This window comes from Natrononativus sp. DTA114 (genome assembly GCF_059736515.1).
The window spans coordinates 868,438-885,262 of sequence record NZ_JCASSN010000003.1; the positions used below are offsets into that span (position 1 = coordinate 868,438).

The 16,825-nt window shown below is 67.5% G+C and carries 16 protein-coding genes; 4 read left to right on the forward strand and 12 right to left on the reverse strand.

Features of this window, described 5'->3' with window-relative positions; all coding sequences use genetic code 11:
* Nucleotides 1-102: 102 nt before the first annotated feature.
* On the forward strand, nucleotides 103-1,125 hold the full coding sequence (locus tag AC6I6S_RS14630) for a Gfo/Idh/MocA family protein (RefSeq protein WP_497951130.1): 1,023 nt from the start codon (nucleotides 103-105) through the stop codon (nucleotides 1,123-1,125).
* A gap of 18 nt (nucleotides 1,126-1,143) precedes the next feature.
* On the opposite strand, the gene AC6I6S_RS14635 is transcribed toward AC6I6S_RS14630, so the two are convergent.
* The 4 genes from AC6I6S_RS14635 to AC6I6S_RS14650 form a co-directional block, all read right to left on the reverse strand.
* Nucleotides 1,144-1,539 carry a DUF7522 family protein gene (locus AC6I6S_RS14635; RefSeq protein ID WP_497951132.1) on the reverse strand — a complete coding sequence of 132 codons (396 nt, stop codon included), beginning with the start codon at nucleotides 1,537-1,539 and terminating at the stop codon, nucleotides 1,144-1,146.
* Between the two features lie 98 nt (nucleotides 1,540-1,637).
* The gene (locus AC6I6S_RS14640; RefSeq protein WP_497951133.1) at nucleotides 1,638-2,411 is read right to left on the reverse strand and encodes an ABC transporter permease; all 774 of its coding nucleotides are present in this window, start codon (nucleotides 2,409-2,411) and stop codon (nucleotides 1,638-1,640) included.
* Entirely contained in the window at nucleotides 2,408-3,364 is a 957-nt protein-coding gene (locus AC6I6S_RS14645; protein ID WP_497951134.1) for an ABC transporter ATP-binding protein, read from the reverse strand. The genes AC6I6S_RS14640 and AC6I6S_RS14645 overlap by 4 nt, the downstream gene beginning before the upstream one ends.
* A gap of 142 nt (nucleotides 3,365-3,506) precedes the next feature.
* Nucleotides 3,507-4,574 carry a TrmB family transcriptional regulator gene (locus AC6I6S_RS14650; protein WP_497951136.1) on the reverse strand — a complete coding sequence of 356 codons (1,068 nt, stop codon included), beginning with the start codon at nucleotides 4,572-4,574 and terminating at the stop codon, nucleotides 3,507-3,509.
* Nucleotides 4,575-4,703: 129 nt separating this feature from the next.
* Between AC6I6S_RS14650 and AC6I6S_RS14655 the strand changes: the two genes are divergently transcribed.
* A complete protein-coding gene (locus AC6I6S_RS14655) occupies nucleotides 4,704-5,519 on the forward strand; it encodes a hypothetical protein (protein ID WP_497951138.1) in 816 nt (271 codons plus the stop codon).
* 18 nt (nucleotides 5,520-5,537) lie between these two features.
* Here the strand turns inward: AC6I6S_RS14655 and AC6I6S_RS14660 are convergent, their stop codons facing one another.
* Nucleotides 5,538-7,685: an alpha-amylase family glycosyl hydrolase gene (locus tag AC6I6S_RS14660; RefSeq protein ID WP_497951140.1), complete on the reverse strand. Its 2,148-nt coding sequence runs from the start codon at nucleotides 7,683-7,685 to the stop codon at nucleotides 5,538-5,540.
* Nucleotides 7,686-7,789: 104 nt separating this feature from the next.
* Here AC6I6S_RS14660 and AC6I6S_RS14665 point away from each other — a divergent pair, with 104 nt between their 5' ends.
* Nucleotides 7,790-9,802 carry a DUF7997 domain-containing protein gene (locus AC6I6S_RS14665; RefSeq protein WP_497951142.1) on the forward strand — a complete coding sequence of 671 codons (2,013 nt, stop codon included), beginning with the start codon at nucleotides 7,790-7,792 and terminating at the stop codon, nucleotides 9,800-9,802.
* A gap of 40 nt (nucleotides 9,803-9,842) precedes the next feature.
* Here the strand turns inward: AC6I6S_RS14665 and AC6I6S_RS14670 are convergent, their stop codons facing one another.
* The 6 genes from AC6I6S_RS14670 to AC6I6S_RS14695 all read right to left on the reverse strand — a co-directional run bounded on the left by AC6I6S_RS14670 (nucleotide 9,843) and on the right by AC6I6S_RS14695 (nucleotide 14,931).
* Complete coding sequence (locus tag AC6I6S_RS14670; RefSeq protein WP_497951143.1) at nucleotides 9,843-11,567, reverse strand: YcaO-like family protein; 1,725 nt, start codon at nucleotides 11,565-11,567, stop codon at nucleotides 9,843-9,845.
* Nucleotides 11,568-11,599: 32 nt separating this feature from the next.
* Entirely contained in the window at nucleotides 11,600-12,040 is a 441-nt protein-coding gene (locus tag AC6I6S_RS14675; protein ID WP_497951145.1) for an RNA-binding protein, read from the reverse strand.
* A gap of 68 nt (nucleotides 12,041-12,108) precedes the next feature.
* Nucleotides 12,109-12,309: a DUF1918 domain-containing protein gene (locus AC6I6S_RS14680; protein WP_497951147.1), complete on the reverse strand. Its 201-nt coding sequence runs from the start codon at nucleotides 12,307-12,309 to the stop codon at nucleotides 12,109-12,111.
* Between the two features lie 45 nt (nucleotides 12,310-12,354).
* The gene (locus AC6I6S_RS14685) at nucleotides 12,355-12,969 is read right to left on the reverse strand and encodes a hypothetical protein (RefSeq protein ID WP_497951148.1); all 615 of its coding nucleotides are present in this window, start codon (nucleotides 12,967-12,969) and stop codon (nucleotides 12,355-12,357) included.
* 91 nt (nucleotides 12,970-13,060) lie between these two features.
* On the reverse strand, nucleotides 13,061-13,735 hold the full coding sequence (locus AC6I6S_RS14690; RefSeq protein WP_497951149.1) for a type 1 glutamine amidotransferase domain-containing protein: 675 nt from the start codon (nucleotides 13,733-13,735) through the stop codon (nucleotides 13,061-13,063).
* Nucleotides 13,736-13,791: 56 nt separating this feature from the next.
* Complete coding sequence (locus tag AC6I6S_RS14695) at nucleotides 13,792-14,931, reverse strand: PAS domain-containing protein (RefSeq protein ID WP_497951151.1); 1,140 nt, start codon at nucleotides 14,929-14,931, stop codon at nucleotides 13,792-13,794.
* Nucleotides 14,932-15,144: 213 nt separating this feature from the next.
* On the opposite strand from AC6I6S_RS14695, the gene AC6I6S_RS14700 reads away from it, so the two are divergent.
* Nucleotides 15,145-15,603 carry an Hsp20/alpha crystallin family protein gene (locus AC6I6S_RS14700; RefSeq protein WP_497951152.1) on the forward strand — a complete coding sequence of 153 codons (459 nt, stop codon included), beginning with the start codon at nucleotides 15,145-15,147 and terminating at the stop codon, nucleotides 15,601-15,603.
* Between the two features lie 107 nt (nucleotides 15,604-15,710).
* On the opposite strand, the gene AC6I6S_RS14705 is transcribed toward AC6I6S_RS14700, so the two are convergent.
* On the reverse strand, nucleotides 15,711-16,727 hold the full coding sequence (locus tag AC6I6S_RS14705) for a DHH family phosphoesterase (protein ID WP_497951153.1): 1,017 nt from the start codon (nucleotides 16,725-16,727) through the stop codon (nucleotides 15,711-15,713).
* Nucleotides 16,728-16,825: the final 98 nt, after the last annotated feature.

A 16,825-nucleotide genomic window follows, 5' to 3' on the forward strand; every position in this document is an offset into this window, starting at 1 on the left:
CACGGCCGAACGGATCCGCAAAAAGAGGGTTCGGCTCGGAACACTCTCGCACACACGGAGAACTCGAGAAGCGCTTTTCGTGTCGGAAACCGGAGGGAACGTATGGCACTCCGCGTCGCCGCGATCGGTTTGGGCGGGCTCGGACAGCTCGAACTCGAGGTGCTGGCGACGCTCGAGGGCGCCGAGATCGTCGCCGGAACCGACGTGCTGGCCGAGGCCAGGCGGGTGTTCAGCCGCGAGTTCGACGCCCCCGCCTACGAGGAGTCCGAGGCGATGCTCGCAGCCCACGGCGAGTCGATCGACGCGGTGTTGATCGTCACCCCGCACACGCTTCACTTCGAACAGGCGACGGCGTGTCTCGAGGCGGACTGTCACGTCTACCTCGAGAAGCCGATGGTGACCGACGTCGGCGACGCCGTTTCCCTGCTCGAACTGGCGGACGACCGGGGACTCGTCCTGCAGGTCGGCTACCAGCGGCGGTTCAACCCGGGGTTCGCCGAGGTAAAACGCCTCGTCGACAGCGGTCGAGTCGGCGAAATCCACGCCGTCAACGCCTTCCTGGGTCAGAACTGGATCGAGATGCACCGCGGCACCTGGCGGGTCGATCCGGCGTTCTCCGGCGGCGGACAGCTGTACGACACCGGCTCGCACCTGCTCGACGCCCTCCTCTGGATGACCGGAACCGAGCCGCAAACGGTGTCGGCCACCCTCGAGTACGAGGCCCCCCGGATCGACGTCAACAGCACGCTCGCGATGGCGCTCGAGCGCGAAGGACAGTCGGTGATCGGCGGCGTGACGATCAGCGGCGACGGCGTCGAACTCTCCCCGACCGAGGGGTATGCTATCTGGGGAACGAAGGGGTTCATCTTCTTCGACGGGGAGACGATCCGGCTGGCCGAACGCGGGGCCACCGTCTACGAGAGCACCATCGGTGCGCGCACCGACTTCACTACGCTCACGACGGCCAAGCTCACGAACTTCCTCGAGTCCATCGAGGGACGGGTTCCGCCGGCGGTACCCGGCGAGGACGGCCTGCGAGTGACGGCGCTGACGGAGGCCGCCTACGAGGCGGACGAACGAGGGGAGCGGGTCGACGTGCAGGCGATGATTCGAGACGCCAGCTGACGGCACAGGGCGGTCGTCTCAGACGAGTTCGTACGCCCGTAGTGTCTCGACGACCGGCGAGATGATCTCCGCGTCGGGAGCGGTCCCGATGAAGACGCCGGTCTCGGCCCGGTCGTCCCACGCCAGGATCTGTGTGGACGCCTCGAAGCATCGGACGGTCGTCGACAGTTCACCGAGGATGTGCTCGGGCGATTCCGTGCCGTGACAGCCGATCTGTTCCTCGGCCAGCGACGTCGCCAGGCGCCGGATCTGGCCGGGATCGAACGTCGAGGTAACCTCGTCGTGAAGGTAAATCACGCTGTAATCGTCCTCCAGGAACTGACCGAAGAAGATGCCCCGAAGGTCGTTCCCGAGCCGTTGCTGGAGTTCCTCCGAGAGATCGTAGAGGGTGTCGTGGGTGAACGCAGTGGTCATTACCGCCGGATTCGGCGGTCCGAAGTAAAAAACGTTCTCGTTCTCAGTCACCCCCTCGGACGGCAGTGAGGCGGCCCGTTTCGTACGAACCGGCCGGCTCAGTCGGTTCTGGGTATCGAGCGTGCACCGAGGCTGAACGCGACCGCAGCGAGTCCGGTGAGGACCGCGAGGTTCGCGATGACGGGATCGACGCCGGCGACCGTCGCTGCCTCGGCACTCGGCATGGTCGCCGCTCGCACCCCACGAGCGAAGTACGTGAGCGGCGAGAGGTTGACCAGCGGGGCGAACCAGTCGGGGAGTTGCTCGAGGGAGACGAACGTCTCCGAGAGGAACAACAGCGGCAGGCCGATCGCGTTGCTCGCGGCGACCGCCCCGTCCTGGGAGTCGCTGTAACTACCGAGCATCGCGCCGACGCCACAGAAACAGACGACGCCGGCGACGATGTACGGGACGAGCAGCGCCGAGAACGTGATCTCGGCACCCGTCAGGACCACCACGAGGACGAGGATCAGCAGACTCGCCAGCCCGATGATGGCGGCGTTGACGATCGTCTGGGCGAGCAGCCACTCCCCTCGCGAAAGCGGCGTCGTCGCGAGTTTCTCGAAGCGGTTGCCCTCGCGGTGGCGGGCGACCTCGCTGCCGAGTCTCGACAGGGGGGTGAAGAGGACGACGACGGCGAGGTAGCCGGGGACGTAGAACGCCGGTGACTCGGCGAACAGCCCCCCGCCGCCGGGATCGGTGCGGACGAGCGCGCCGAAGATGACGATCAGGATCACCGGGAAGAAGAAGGTGAAAAAGACCGCCGTCCGTCGGCGGGCGAACGAGCGCCAGTCGGCGCTCACCTCGGCTCGAATCCGGCCGACCGCGCTCATCGGTCACCCCCGGCGCCGTCCGCAGCGGGCGTCTCGAGCGCTCGGGTCGTCCGCTCGCGTTCGCCACTCTCGGCCAGCGCGAGGTAGACGTCCTCGAGATCCGGCTCGGCCCACGCCAACCCCGTGTATGGAACCGATGCGGTCTCGAGACAATCGACCACCGACCCGATCGCGACGGGGTCGACCCCCGAGACGACGACGGCGTCGGACCGGTCGTCGACGGCGAACTCGAGGTCGGCGAGCGCCGCCGTCACCGCTTCCGGAGTCGTCGTCTCGACGGTGAGCCGGCTCGTGCCGCCGTGTTCGGCGACGAGGGCGGCGGGGGACCCCTCCGCGACGAGTTCACCGGCCGCGAGCAGCCCCACGCGGTCGGCGAGCCGGTCGGCTTCGGCCATGTCGTGGGTCGTGAGAAAGATCGTCGTCCCGCCGTCTGCGAGCGCTTCGAGGAGTCGCCAGACGGTCCGCCGGCCAGCGGGATCGATTCCGGTCGTCGGCTCGTCGAGAAAGAGCACGTCCGGGTCGTTGACCAGCGCCGCGCCGACGCAAACCCGGCGCTGCTGGCCACCCGAGAGCTTCTCGTACCAGGTGTCACCCGCGTCGGCGAGGCCGACATCGGTGAGAACGGCCTCGGGCTCCCGCGCGTCCTCGTAGAGACCGGCGTAGTAGGTGAGGAGTTCGCGGGCGGTGAGCCGGGCCGGCGGCGAGAACTCCTGTGGGAGTACTCCCAGGCGGTCGCGGTCGACCGCTGTTGGATCGGCGCCGAGAACGCTCGTCGTTCCCGAATCCGGTTCGGTCGTTCCGGTCAGTGCGCGGACGAGCGTCGTCTTGCCCGCGCCGTTGGGGCCGATGAGCGCGAACACCTCCCCGCGGGCGACCGACAGCGAAACGCCGTCGACGGCGACGGTGTCCCCGTAGCTCCGGCGGACGTCCGTTGCGGCGACTACGGCTTCCATGGTCGGCGCTATCCGCCGGCCGGGGGTAAGCCGTTCGATTCGTGGCGTCGACGGCGTCTCCCGCTAGCGGGTGCTGTTCGCGCGGTTTTCGTACTCGACAGGCGGGCTCGAGCGGGTCGGCCGCAAACACGCGACCGGCCGTTCACTGATCCCCGTCGGACAACGTCACCTTGCGTGTCTCGTAGTCCTCGACGAACGCCCCCTTCCCGCCGAGGGTTACCCGCTCCCCGTTCTCGTCTGCGCCTTCGACCTCGACGATGAGCGCGTTCTCGACGGCGAAGGTGTCCCGCGTGGGCTCGAGTAACCCCTGGCGGACCCCGACGAGCGTGCCCTCGACGGTGTCGTAGTCGTCGGTTCGCACCGGACGGGCCTCGGCGGTGACGCGAACGTCGGTTCCGGCCTCGAGGTGGAGCGTCGCCTGGAGGACGGCGTGTCTGAAGTCGGTGTACGACCGCGTCAGGTCCGCGGGGTCGGTGACGTACGCCTGGCTCGCCATCGGCCAGTAGTTCCCGAAGAAGGAGCCGACGATGATCGGGACGAGTTGGGCCTGGGCGATCGCGATCCCCTGAAGACCGGCGTTGGTTCGGACCAGCATCTCGTTTGGCGCGAACAGCCCGAACCGCTGGTCGGCGGTGACGATCAGCGGTGCGTTCTCCCCCCAGAGGCGAACGACGCTCGCGATGCCGTCGAACCGCGATTCGGGCAACTCCTCGTCGCCGCTGACCAGCAGGATCACGAGCACGCCCCGATCGACGGTCCGCCGGAGGTCGTCCTCGAGTTCGTCGAGCAGCGATGCGGGTACCGAAAGCGTCACCTCCTCGGCCGCCCGCTCGAGCAGCTCCCGGATGCGCTTGACGACCGTCGTCCGGGTCTTGATCACCTCGAACTCGCGTTCGGGCTCGGTCACGTTGCCGTACCGGTCGGTGAGCGCGGGCTCGAGGCTCTGGAGTTCGTCCGTGAGCTTCGCGACGACCTCCTCGGGCGGGTTCGCCCGGATGGTCGTCGGCACGACGTGGTCGATCACGTCGACGAACCCCCGCTCGTCGAGCTTCTCGCTGACGCTGTAGACGTAGCGCTTCGAGACGCCGGCGTCGTCGGCGACCGTGCTGGCTTTCGCCTCGCCGTGCTCGAGAATAGTGAGATAGGTGTCGATCTCCTTCTCCGACAGTCCCAGCTGTCGGAGCCGATCCGCGAGCGTAGCCTCGTCCATGACTTTTTCTCTCGTTTCGGGTGCAATGAGTGTTCTGACTGTGGAAACGGCGCGGCGACACCGCCGGACGACCGGACGGGACGGCGGGCGTCCGGAAAGTATTTTCCGCTGACCGATCACCATCGTGTAATGCCCTCCAGCGACTCGGACTCGAGGCGAATCGGTCGACGGGCCGTCCTCGCCGGCGCCGGAGCGGTCGGGTTCGTCGGCGTCGGAACCGCCGCGGGCTACCGCCGCTACGTCGGCGAGCGGGACCACACCTCGCGAACGCGCCCGCTCTCGATCGACGAGGAGTTCGACGTCGACAACGTTGACCTCGAGCCGGCCGACGAGGACGAGCGACGGAGCGGGACGGTCTCCCAGCGGTGCGATCCGGAGCCGGAGCGGTGGCGCAGCGCCAGCCACCACGCGAACCTCACGATGATTGGCGCCTGGAACGAGCGCTACTCCCTCCTCGGCGACCCGGACGCCGAGAGCGGCGTCTCCGTGCAGAACTCCGTCGTGATCGAGAAGGCGCCCGAGCGCGTCGACGGCTCGCTGCTGTACGGCGTTCGGCTCCACTCGGACTGCGAGCCGGTCGACGGCCGCCTCGCGCGGGTCGAACTCGAATCCCTGACGAACGAGCTCGCCGTCGACCCGGCGATCGAGATCCGCTCGGTGCTCCCCTCGGAGCCGATCACGGCCGAGGACGGAAACTGCAGACTCGAGCTCACGACCGAACTGCCGAGCGGGTGGGTGGCCGGCTACGAGTACTACCGGCGCGTCAACGACGGGCGGTTCGACGCCGAGCGAACCGACGATGGGGCGGTGGCGTCGCTCACGGGTGTCGAAGTCAGATCGAGCGTAGAGAGCCTCCTCGAGCTACGAGCGGAGCGCCCGCTGTCAACGTTTTCGGAGCCGTTCGCGTGGACGGTCCGCGGCGAAGCGATCCGACGGGGCTGGTGATCCCGCTGGTCGGCGCAGTTACTCGAGCGACGCCGCGAACCGAAGAACCGCGACGTCCTCGACGACGAGTTCCGTTCCGTCTCCGGTCGCCTCGAGTTCCCGCTCCTCGCCGGTCACGAGATCCGTCGACTCGAGGGCCATCGGCAGCGTCACTGTCGCCAGCTCCTCCCCGAAGTTGAGCGCGACGGCGACCGTTTCGTCGCCGGTTCGCCGGGCGAACGCGACCGCCGCCTCGCTGTCGGCTTCGTACTCGTGTTCCACGAGGTCGCCCCGGCTGAGCGCTGCACTCTCGTTCCGGGCGGCGACGAGTCGGCGGTGGAACGTCGCCAGTTCGTTGTCGCCCTCCCAGGGCATCGGCTGGCGGTAGCCCGTCGCGCCCCGCTCCTGGCCGTAGTAGATCATCGGCACGCCCGGCAGCGTCAGCACCGCCGCGGCCGCGGCCCGAAGGGCCTCGGAGCCGCAGCTCTCGAGGTAGCGCGGCTCGTCGTGGTTCTCGACGTAGCGCATGTGTAGCGAGGAGTCGGGAAAGCCCTCGCGAGCGGGGGCCGTCGCCGCCTCGAGCAGGTCCGCCGCCGGTCGTTCTCCGGTTCCGATCTCGCGAAGCCGGCCGTACAGCGTGGTGTCGTAGTGGACGTCGAACTGGAGCGGGGCGAACTCCGGATCTCGGGGAATCGTCTCGTCGAGCAGCAGGAACTCGGAATCCCGGTCTCTGAGGCGGTCGCGGACCTCCATCCAGAACTCGTTGGAGATCCCCCAGGCGACGTCGCAGCGGTAGCCGTCGACGACGTCGACCCACTCCTCGACGACCGCGAGCAGGAACCGCCGTACCGCGAGCGAGTCGTAGTTCAGGTTGGGGATGTTCGTCCAGTTGAAGTAGTACTGGGCCACCTCCGTCGTTCCATCTGGTCGCGTGCGAACCGGCGGGCCGACCTCCTCGGGATCGGCGAGCCGACCCGGCGAGTCCTCGAGGTCCGCCGCCGTGACGCCGGAGTCCTCGATCGACTCCCAGACGTACCAGTCGCGGTAGGCCGGCACGTCGGCCGCGCTCAGATCGAACGTGTGGTGGGTGCGCGCGGCGTGGTTGATCACCAGATCGAAGACGACCCTGATGCCGGCCTCGTGACAGCGGTCGACGAACGATTCGAACGCCGCCCGCGAGCCGAGGTCACTCGCGGTGTCGAAGTAATCCGTGGTGTGGTAGCCGTGTTTCGTCGGGCTTTCCAGGACCGGCGTGAGCCAGACGCAGTCGATTCCCAGGTGCTCGAGGTACGGCACTCGCCCCTCGAAGGACTCGAAGCTGGCGTCGTCGGTGAACGACCGGACGAAAATTTCGTAGACGACGGCGTCCTCGGCCCACTCCGGCGGATCATTCGGACGGCTCACGGTGACGGCGCTGGCGCTCGCGGTTCCATCCTGGTCCGCGACGGCGATCTCGAGGCAGTCCGCGACGCTGTGGCGCTCGCCGACGGCGACGGCGTGGAGTCGGCCCGAGCCGTCGATCTCGGCGGGGTCGATCCGAGCGCCGCCGTCGGCGGTCGCGCTGACCGCGGCTTCGGGGAACCCCTGCGGATAGTACTCGATCTCGAGGTCGTCGCGGTCGTCGCTGCTGTCGGTCCCCGCCACCGAATGGGGGGTGACGACGACCGTTCCGTCCTCAACGTCGCCCTCGAGCTGTAGCCGCGGTCGGCCGGGACCGGGTACCGTGACTTCCTCCCAGACGGCGTTCTCGAAGTCGTCGCCGGCGACGTAGCCGAAACTGTGCGTTCCAGGGGGAAGGCGGGTTTCGTAGACGTAGGTTCCGTCCTCGAGCCGGGGGCGCAGGCGGCCGACGAGCTGGTCGTTGAACGGCCCCATCACGAACACGTCTTCGGGGTCGTGGTCGGGAAGGTCGTCGCGGGCGGCCTCGAACGTAGTCGGTCGCCGCGGGTCGGGGAACGCGCGAACCAGCCGTTCACAGCCGCCGTCCGGCCCCTCGAGTTCGACCCGATAGACGCCGGGGACATCGGGTTCGACGTGCCAGACCGGGTCGTCGGGCGCTTCGAGCGTGCTACCCTCGGGCGTCTCGAGAATCGTCCACTCGTACGTCGCGTCGGGATCGGGCGCTCGCGGTGCGAGCTCGACCGCCTCGCCGACGGCGCAGAATCGGGGTGGTCCGGACCGGGTCATGGATGGGACCACGAAACCCGAGAGCTTACCGGTTCCGGCTTCGACAGCATCTGTGAACTAATATTACAACACATTTTTGTAGCCCCTCTTCGTGGACTGAGATAATGACGCTTCGCTCCGCGCTGGACGATTTCAAACGCCATCGGGGGGATCCCACGGCGTTCCCCGGCGAGCGCCGAACCACGGCGGGGTTCTTCTCCGGCGTCGACGACCGGCTCGTCCACGTCGGCTCCGACGGCTCGCTTCGTGACTTCTCCTATCCGCTCTCCGGCCTCTACGGCATCGACCGCTCCCGGTTCGGTTTTCGGCGAGAAGGAGAGACCCGCTGGTTCGACGGGACCGAACCCGCCTCACAGGGGTACGTCGATGACACGGCTCTCATCGAGACGCGCTACGAGACGGACGGAATCACGCTCGAGCGATCCGATCTGACCCTCGGACGCACCCACGTGACGCAGTTCGAGGTGCTCGAGGGACGAGAAGAGATCGACGCCATCGCGGCATTCGTCGCTTTCGCTCCAGGCGGCCGGGAGGACCGGATCGGCCAGCTGGTGTTCGAGGAGCGAGGGGTCGTCGAGGTCTACCACCGCCGGGAGCACGACTTCCTCGCGAGTGCGACCGGCTTCGACACCGTCGTCGGACAGCTTCCCGAACGCCTCCCCGACGTGCTCGAGGACGAGCCAGCGGAGTACCCCAACGGCGACGACACCGGTCAGTACGAGGACGGTCGCCTCGGCGGCTACGTGTTCAGCGTCGTCCCCCTCGAGGACGGGCGTGCGACGGTCGTCACCGCGCTCCGCGAGGAACCCGAGCGCGAGGACACCCTGTCGGAACTCGGCGCGACAGCCCGCGAGTTCGCCGCCGACGGCGCCCTGCGAGCGGCCGCGGAGCGCCAGCGGACACCCGGTAGGGACGTCTCCGAAACGGTCGCGGCCGATCTGCGGGTGCTCGAGTTGCTCTCCGCGCCGGACGGCGGCAGAATCGCCGGTCCCGACTTCGACCCGCACTACGAGTACTCCGGCGGCTACGGCTACACGTGGTTTCGCGACGACGGCGAGATTTCGCGATTCCTCCTCGAGAGCGAGCGCCACCTCGGCCTCACTGAGGAACTCGCGGGCGTCCACGACGACACCGTCGCGTTCTACGAGGCGACCCAGCGCCCCGACGGCACCTGGCCCCACCGGGTCTGGCCCGACGACGGCAGCCTCGCACCCGGCTGGGCGAACGACCGGATGACCGACAGCGGCGTCGACTACCAGGCCGACCAGACCGCGAGCGCGTGCTCGTTCCTCGCGGCCGCCGTCGACGCCGATCCGTCCCGGCGCGAACGCGTCGAACCGATCGTGGCCCGCGGCCTCGAGGGCCTCGACGACACCCTGGCGGCCGACGGCCTGCCGAGCACCTGCCAGAACGCCTGGGAGAACATGGCCGGCCGGTTCGCCCACACGGCAGCGACCTACCTCCACGCCTATGCAGCGATCGCTGACGCACCGTTTTCGACCGATCTCCGGGATCGCAGTGTCGACCGTGCTCGCGAAGTCTCCGACGCACTCGACGACCTCTGGGTCGCGGAACGGGGCGTCTACGCGCTTCGCGAATGCGAGGGTGAACTCGACGACCGCCTCGACTCGAGCACCCTCGCGCTGGTCGACGCCCACCGCGCCTACGCCGAGGTAGTCGACCTCGACGAGGAACGACTCGAGCGCCTGACGAGTCACGTCGAAACCACGCTCGAGGGGCTTCGCCACACCACCGACGCCGTCGACGGCCTCTACCGGTTCGAGGGGGACGACTGGCGGACTCGCGAGCAGGGATCGGAGAAAATCTGGACGGTGTCGACGGCCTGGGGGGCCAACGCCGCGGCGCTGTTCGCCACCCTGACCGGCGAGGACCGGTTCTACGAGTACGCCCGCGATTTGCTGGGCGAACTCGTGCCCGGCGGCAGCCTCTGTATCGAGTCGGGCTACCTGCCCGAACAGGTGTTCGACGACGGCACGCCCGACAGCGCGACGCCGCTTGGCTGGCCCCACGCGATCCGGCTGGCGACGGTGGCGCACCTCTCGAGCGTCGGCGAACTCGAGGCGGTCGCGGACGGGGTAGAGCCAACGGACGACTGACGCAGTACCGGTTTTTCCGAGAACCCGTCGAGAACGACGGTCAGGGATACGGATGGAACTCCCGCTCGAGTCTCGCCTTCTCACCCAGTTCCTCGGGCACAGTCCGTGCGCGCTCGCCGAAAAAGGGCTCGCCGGTGAACAGCGGCTGTGCGCCGGGGACGACGACCCGGACGCCCTCGAAGCCGAGGCCCGCTACGTCCCGCGTCGTCAGTCTGGTCGCGTACGGCGTCAGGCCGGCGTCACCGACCCGCGAGACGAGTTCCTTGAGGCTCGCCGCCCCCGTCGGAACCGTCTCGGTGCCGACGTCGCTGGCCGAAACCGTCTCAGCGGGTTCGAGGAATTCCCGGACCACCTCCGGGAAAGAGGCGTACTCGCCGATCGCACCGCTGGCGCTCTCGGCATCCTCGGGGCCGATCCCTCGCAGTTCCATCCAGTTCTGGACGGCCTCCGCGAGCGCCGAGGAGGCGGCCTCGGCGGGGTCGAGATCGCAGGCGGAACCAACCGCAAAGCGCGGCCACTCGCCCTCGCGGTGGACGGCGACGGCGACGACCGGAACGTCGATATCCTGGGTGACCAGCAGCGGGGTTACCGACAGCCCCTCACTCGCCGCCCGTTTCGAGAGCGCCTCGAACCCCTCGTGATCGACCTTGAGTTCCGGCGGCTCGAACGTCGAGTACCAGGCGAGCATCGTCGCGTCGCGTTCGACTACCTCCGTCAGCCCGGAGACGAGGGCGTCGACCGTCGAGGAGCCGAGCCCGAGGCCGGTCGTGATCGCCGGGAGTAGCCGTTCGCCGGGCTGGGGGAACTGCACCGCGGCGGCGGGAAGGTGGACGGCGTCGCCGCTCTCGAGGTTCTGGCCCTCGACCCAGTAGCACTCGGTGTCGCCCTCGATCTCGGGGGCGTCGTCGGGTCGAACGAGCGAGTCGGGGGAGATCGGGGACTCGAGGTCGTCGATCGTCGCCAGAACGAAGTCGCCCTCGCGGTAGACCGCCGCACAGTAGCGCTCGAGGGCCTCGCCCGTCGCCTTCATCAACGCGGCGTTCCAGTCGGGATCGACGCCCGCAGCCTGTTTCGGGGCGCTCGCGTCGCTGAACCCCCCTGTTTCGGCGGTTTCCGCGAGGTAGTACGGTGCCGGGTAGGAGTCGGCCTCGGCGATACCGGTCAGCAGGCCGACGCGGTCGTCGATGGCCCCCTCGACGTGCCTCACGGCCGTCTCGAGGTCGAACGACTCGTCGTCGCCGGTGTCGAGCGCTCGAGATCGGTCGCCCGAATCGCAGACACAGCCGGGAACGGGATTGAGCTGCCGGCGGGCGTGCGGGAACTCGAGCACCTGCCCGATCACCGGCCCCTCGTCGCCCGAGAGCACTCGAACGCACTCCCGACCGGCGACGGCGCCGGCGAGGCGGGCTGTCGATCGGTCTGCCTGTGGGCGATCGGCGGTTTCCTCGAGCGCGGCGTTGGCCCGGCTTCGGAGACACTCGAAACAGCCGGTCGCGGGGGCGAACCCCGAAACTGCGGCTTCGACCTCGGAAAGCGGCTGTCCGCCGACCCCGCCGATCTCGACGGCGAGCCACGGCGTCGATCCCGCGAGCGCTGCCTCGTTCGCGCTCGCGAAGGCGTTCGATCCGGCGACGCCGCTGACGAGTGCGAAGCGAGCCTCCTCGAGGTCGGCCGGCTCCGCGTCGACGACGTCGAGGTCAACATCTCCGAGCGCGTTGACGATCGACTCACGAACCGGGTCTTCGGCAACGACGTGAACGTCCATACGCGGGAGTCACGCGCCGGGGAGAAAAAGTCTTAGACGTCCTCGTCGGCCAGGCGCTCGAGCACGTCCTCGGCGTTCTCGACGGCCCCCGCTTTCGTGGCGGGGTAGGCTTCGACCTTCGCCCGGAAGGTGATTCCCGGACCCAGGCGGACGTCGCCCCCGAAGGCGGCCTGTTTGTCGAGGCGGAGAAACAGCTCCGTGTTCTCCGTGACGCGGTCGTCGAGTTCCGACAGGAGGCTGTCGAACTCCTCGAGGTCCGTCAACCGCGTGAGGACGTGGCGAACGTCGTCGGCGTTCTCGACACGCGCGGAGAGGACGAGGATGCGGTCGCCGTAGTGGCCCTCGCTCTCGGCGCGTTCGATCTCGAACTCCTCGGGGAGGAGCGTCCGTAGCGCCGCCTCGACGCGTTTTTCGTCCTCGGTGGCGTAACAGAACGTCCGTAAATCGACGTAGTGCAGCGGGATTTTGGGCATCGGATCGGGAACGGGTGGCGGCTGCCACCTCTCGACGGGTGGCTGGTCGTTCGGGGTCGGCTGTCGCGTTACTCTTCGGTCTCGTCTTCGTTCGCGGCCGCCTCGAGGGAATCCTCGGGAACGCCGGTTTCCTGGCCGTCCTCGAAGCTCACGGTGTAGGTGACGTCGCCGAACATCGATTCGATCGTCTGGGTGACGGTGCCGGTTTCGCCGTCGAACTCGCTGTGCTTGTCGTCCAGGACGACCTGGTCGTCTTCCTCGAAGCTCATACTCGCAGTACCCCGTGCCGTCGTAAAAAGGGACTGATTCGCCGGCTACTCCTCGCCGTCTTCCGTCGCGCGCTCGTCGTCTGCGGCCGACTGCTCACCGTCACCGCCGTTCGCGTCGTTCTCGCGGCTGTCGTCGGCGTCGCCCGCCATCGAGACGTCGTCGGCCGGCGGTTCGTCAGGAACGATCGTTTTGTCGGTTTCGGGGGCGGCGTCTCCCTCGGTGGGACCCGTTATCTCGGCGGGTTCCGCTGCCGTCTCGACCGGATCGGTTTCACCCGTCTCGTGGCCCTCGGGTTCGCCGACGTCGCTCGGCGGGAGCGTGTTCGCGGCGGCCATGTCGTCGTCCGTCTCGCCGGGAGTCACGTCCTCGACGTCCTCCTCCTCGCCGATCGGTTCCTCGAACCCCTCGGGCTCGTCGTAACCCTCCGCCGAACCGGCCGACCGCCGACGCTGGACGAGGCCGACGGCGATCCAGCCGGCGCCGAGCAACAGCTTCGCGATCGCCCGCTTGCGGTTCGTCCGCAGAAGCTGAACGCCGCGAGCCACCGAAATCGTCCCGCTAACGATCGAGAGCGTTCCGTTCTCGCCGTACTCGCCGATGAGTTCTCGAATCGGTTCGGGCACGGAATCGAGGTCGCCACCCGCCAGTTGCGTCATCATCTGGATCATGCGTGTCTACGAAACAGTACTAGCGGCTCTCGGAAAGGCGTGTACCCGGCAGTGGCGTGGCTCGTCGTTATAGCAGACCGTATCACCCCTCGAGTTCGGAGAGCAGCGTCTCCGCCGCGGCGCTCGAGGACTCCGGGCCGCGGGCGGTGATGAGGTCGCCGTCGACGGTGACGCTCGTGTCGGAATCGAGTTCGGCGTCCCAGTTACCCCCTGCCGTCTCGACCTCGTCTTCGACCCAGTAGGGCAGCTTTCGACCGTTCGGCATGCAGTCGTTCTCGTCGACGATATCTTCCTCCCAGGCGTTGGGGAAGCCGGTCACGTCGCGGCCGTTGACGACGAACGCGCCGTGGCGGTCGCGGGCGAACGCGAGGATACCGACGGCGTGACAGACCACGAGCGCCTTGTCGCCGTTCTCGAGGGTGTCCCGAAGCAGTCGACGGGCGTCGCTGTCCTGGTTGACGTCCCACTCGGTGCCGTGCCCGCCGGGGAAGACGACGGCGTCGTACTCGGCCTCGGCGCTCGCGGTCGGAATCGGGTCGTTCAGCCGCTCGTCGGTTTCGTGCACCTCGCGGACGTGCTCGGCGGTGTCTTCGCCGACCTGCTCGGGGTCGAGCGACCGCTCGTCGATCTCCGGCGGGCCGCCGGAGGGGGTCGCGACCGTGATATCGACCCCAGCATCCGACAGCGTCTCGAGCGGCTCGATACACTCCTCTCCCCAGTAGCCTTCCTCGCTGACGACGAACAGTGCAGACGTCATAGTTGAAGCAACAGCGGTCAGCGACAAAACCCCCTGGCAGTGAACTGCAAGCCGGGTCAGGACGAGTCCTCGACGTCGACGATACCACAGACGCCGACGGTTCTGTCCCCGGTTTCGAACGGCACGCCGGTGAACGTCGTCGCCGCGACCCGCCCGTCGTCGGTGCGCAGCGAGAACTCGACCGAGCGCGGCCGCTCCTGGTCGACGATCGTCTCGAACCCGTCGAGCAACCGCTCGACGTCGTCGACGAACGCGGAGACGTGCTCCGTCTCGAGATCGGTCGGATCGTCGCCCGTGAGCGCAGCGACTCGGTCCGCACCGCGGATGAGTCGACCGTCGGTGTCGAACGCACAGACGACGTCGTCGATCGCCTGCGAGACGCCGTCGACGAAGGCTCGCTCCCGCTCGATCGCCGACCGAAGCGTGTGCTGGTCGCTCACGTCGGTAATATACCCCTCGAGGAACTCCTCGCCCGTGTGTTCGTCGACGACGGTACAGCCCTGTTCGAGCACCCACTTGATCTCGCCGCTACCGTCGACGATCCGGTAGGTGTGCTCGAAGCGTCCGCTGTCGTCGACCGCGTTCTCGATCGCCGTCTCGAGGCCCTCGAGATCGTCGGGGTGGACGACGTCGGACCCCCAGATAGCGTCGCCGTCGACGAACTGTGCGGGTTCGTAGCCGGTGAGGTCGTAACAGCCCTGGCTCGCGAAGTCGAACGGCCAGTCGGGTTCGTCTCGAGCGCGGTACACCATCCCGGGGAGGTTGTTCATGAGCGTGTCGAGTCTGCGTTTTCGCTCCCTGAGTCGCGTTTCCGTCCGATGCTCGTTTACTGCGTGTTCGATGCGGTTTGCGAGAACGGCGAACTGGTCGACGCCACCTTTCTGGATGTAGTCGGTGACGCCCGCGGTGATCGCCTCGCTGGCGATTTCCTCGCTTCCCTTTCCCGTGAAGAGAATAAACGGAAGCTCCAGACCCTGATTTCTGACCGCAGTAAGCAACTCTAGACCGTCGAGTGCGGGCATGTTGTAGTCGCTAACGACGCAATCGACGTGACCCGTCTCGAGCGCCTCGAGTGCAGCACGCGGTTCGGTCGCCGTTTCGGTTGTCCAGCTCTCGCCGCGACTACCGAGATAGGACGCGACAGCGCCTGCAAAGCTCGCATCGTCGTCCACGCAGAGTACGTGGATACGTCCCATATCGGCCGTAATACGCAAGGTATCAAAATTGCTTCGCAACTTGTTATTGATGGTAAACAAAACGTTTTCGAGAGAGGGCGGCGCGGATCGGCCGGTTTCGGTCGGCAGCAGTGACGATCTGCGTGTCCGATCTGTCCCGGGGTCGACCCGTCATCCCCGCGGAGAGAGGCTTTAACACCGTTCACGGGGAAAGGTAGACGACCGGTGAGAATCATGTCAGGGAGATCCAATCCGTTCCGTGGCCTCGAGGAACTGTTCGAACGACTGAACCGGGAGTTCGAGGACGCCGCACGGTCCTGGGAGTACGACGTCGACGCCCGCGGCGGGTTCGGCTGGTCCGCTGGCGACTCCGCACACGGCGTCGATATCGCCGAGGACGACGACGAGTTCGTCGTCACGGTCGACGTCCCGGGCTACGAGAAAGCGGATATCGAGGTGCGACTCTCGGGAGAGACCCTCTACATCGCCGGCGAACGCGAGGAGGAAACCGACGAGGAGTCGGACAGCTATCTCCGTCGCGAACGCACGGCGCGGTCGTTTAGCCGCCGCGTTCGGCTGCCCGAACCGGTCGACGCCGACGACGTCTCCGCTCGAGTCAACAACGGCGTGCTGACGATCACCCTCGCAAAACTCGAGCCGATGTCGGAGTCGCACTCGATCGACATCGAGTGATACGGTCGAACGAACGTCATTGCACCTTCGACCGCGAGACGGTGCAGCGGTCGATCGGTAAATCGTTTCGCTCGACCGTATGAGCCACGCATCGCCCCACGCAGTTCTCAGCCGTCGTCGTTCCCGTCGAGGTTGAGCACGTCGAAGAACCGGTTGGTGACGCGCCGGCCGACGAACTCGAGGAGCGCCTCGTCGTCGCCGTCGTCGACCGCGTCGGCGAACAGCCCGAGTTCGATGCGGCCGCCGGCCATGTCGTGGTGGCCGCCGACGGAGCCGAGCGAGCCGTAGGCGGCGGTCAGCGTCTCGCCCATGTTGACCCGCGGGTCGATCGAGCGACCGCTTATCCTGATCGCCCCGCCGACGACGCCGTACACCACCACCGTATCGACGCCCTCGAGGTTGAGCAGATAGTCGGCCGCCTGCGGCAGTGCGTCCGTCTCCGCGGTGCGTCCGACGCCCGTAACCAGCGAGGCGCCCCGTCGCTCGCGCGACCTGATCGCCCGGCCGATGGCGTCGATCGTGGCGGGGGAGAACGCCGAGCCGTACAGCTGCTCGAGAAGCTCGAGATCCGCGTGAGGATACACTGCCAGCGCGGCCTCGTACTCGCGTTCGGTCGGCTCGCGAACGAAGTCAAGCCGTTCGCGGTGAAGCGCGAACAGCAGCGCCGAGGCCAGTCGAGTCGAAAGCGAGACGTCGAGGTCGAGCAGGTACTCGACGAAGATCGTCGAGGTCGCGCCGTAGTCGGTGCGGATGTCACGAAACCGGGCGTCGATCTCCGGACCGGGGTGGTGGTCGACGACGACGTCCGGCTCGCTGGACGCCGGGACCGTCGTGTTCGCTCCCGGCTGGGAGTGGTCGACGAACGCGAGACAGTCGTAGTCGTCGAGCGAAACCGAATCGACCGGCTCGACGTCGATCTCGAGCATGTTGACGAACGCTCGATTCTGCTGGTGAGAGATCTCGCCGCCGTAGACGATCGAGACGTCGTCGACGCCGACCTCCGCTGCGATCGTCTCGAGGGCGAGCGCACTCGAGAGACAGTCGGGATCGGGGTTGTCGTGACAGACGATCGCGAGCGAGTCGGCCTCGGTGAGAACGGCAGCCAACTCCGCTGCACGGGACATGGATCGAGGTACGGAGAGGGGATGCTTCAACGTCTCGCCCATTTTCGTCCGCGACGCGGCGGAAACGATCGATTGACCGCGGTAGGATCAGGATACGG

What these genes read in the sequence shown, in the direction of transcription:
- AC6I6S_RS14685 (WP_497951148.1), bottom strand. Translation starts at nt 12,969, where the DNA reads ATGATGACGCAACTGGCGGGTGGCGACCTCGATTCCGTGCCCGAACCG.
- AC6I6S_RS14670 (WP_497951143.1), bottom strand. Translation starts at nt 11,567, where the DNA reads ATGGACGTTCACGTCGTTGCCGAAGACCCGGTTCGTGAGTCGATCGTC.
- AC6I6S_RS14650 (WP_497951136.1), bottom strand. Translation starts at nt 4,574, where the DNA reads ATGGACGAGGCTACGCTCGCGGATCGGCTCCGACAGCTGGGACTGTCG.
- AC6I6S_RS14630 (WP_497951130.1), top strand. Translation starts at nt 103, where the DNA reads ATGGCACTCCGCGTCGCCGCGATCGGTTTGGGCGGGCTCGGACAGCTC.
- AC6I6S_RS14635 (WP_497951132.1), bottom strand. Translation starts at nt 1,539, where the DNA reads ATGACCACTGCGTTCACCCACGACACCCTCTACGATCTCTCGGAGGAA.
- AC6I6S_RS14660 (WP_497951140.1), bottom strand. Translation starts at nt 7,685, where the DNA reads ATGACCCGGTCCGGACCACCCCGATTCTGCGCCGTCGGCGAGGCGGTC.
- AC6I6S_RS14665 (WP_497951142.1), top strand. Translation starts at nt 7,790, where the DNA reads ATGACGCTTCGCTCCGCGCTGGACGATTTCAAACGCCATCGGGGGGAT.
- AC6I6S_RS14695 (WP_497951151.1), bottom strand. Translation starts at nt 14,931, where the DNA reads ATGGGACGTATCCACGTACTCTGCGTGGACGACGATGCGAGCTTTGCA.
- AC6I6S_RS14705 (WP_497951153.1), bottom strand. Translation starts at nt 16,727, where the DNA reads ATGTCCCGTGCAGCGGAGTTGGCTGCCGTTCTCACCGAGGCCGACTCG.
- AC6I6S_RS14690 (WP_497951149.1), bottom strand. Translation starts at nt 13,735, where the DNA reads ATGACGTCTGCACTGTTCGTCGTCAGCGAGGAAGGCTACTGGGGAGAG.
- AC6I6S_RS14655 (WP_497951138.1), top strand. Translation starts at nt 4,704, where the DNA reads ATGCCCTCCAGCGACTCGGACTCGAGGCGAATCGGTCGACGGGCCGTC.
- AC6I6S_RS14675 (WP_497951145.1), bottom strand. Translation starts at nt 12,040, where the DNA reads ATGCCCAAAATCCCGCTGCACTACGTCGATTTACGGACGTTCTGTTAC.
- AC6I6S_RS14680 (WP_497951147.1), bottom strand. Translation starts at nt 12,309, where the DNA reads ATGAGCTTCGAGGAAGACGACCAGGTCGTCCTGGACGACAAGCACAGC.
- AC6I6S_RS14700 (WP_497951152.1), top strand. Translation starts at nt 15,145, where the DNA reads ATGTCAGGGAGATCCAATCCGTTCCGTGGCCTCGAGGAACTGTTCGAA.
- AC6I6S_RS14645 (WP_497951134.1), bottom strand. Translation starts at nt 3,364, where the DNA reads ATGGAAGCCGTAGTCGCCGCAACGGACGTCCGCCGGAGCTACGGGGAC.
- AC6I6S_RS14640 (WP_497951133.1), bottom strand. Translation starts at nt 2,411, where the DNA reads ATGAGCGCGGTCGGCCGGATTCGAGCCGAGGTGAGCGCCGACTGGCGC.